Consider the following 281-nt stretch of genomic DNA (forward strand, 5'->3'; position numbering starts at 1 on the left):
TCGTCCTTCATGCGCATGAGAAGATTATCACGCGTAATGCCTGCATTATTGACTAAAATATCCACTTCGCCAAATTCAGCACGAATATTCTCTAAAACAGTGCTGATTGAGTCAGCGTCAGTCACATTCAGTAACAGGCCTTTGCCCTTGTCGCCAAGGTAAGCACTGATGGCGTCGGCGCCACTCTGGCTGGTTGCAGTTCCTACCACTTTAGCACCGCGTGCCGCCAGTGTTTCTGCAATCGCACGACCAATGCCGCGACTCGCGCCGGTAACCAGCGC

Annotated in this window: 1 protein-coding gene; it reads right to left on the reverse strand. The window is 52.3% G+C overall.

Annotated features, from left to right (window positions below; translation table 11 throughout):
- A partial coding sequence (locus SB765_RS29075) for an SDR family NAD(P)-dependent oxidoreductase (RefSeq protein WP_410932412.1) occupies nt 1-281 on the reverse strand: 281 nt, incomplete at both ends.

Source organism: Pseudomonas sp. SIMBA_067 (assembly GCF_046534675.1).
In the GTDB taxonomy this organism is placed as follows: domain Bacteria; phylum Pseudomonadota; class Gammaproteobacteria; order Pseudomonadales; family Pseudomonadaceae; genus Aquipseudomonas; species Aquipseudomonas putida.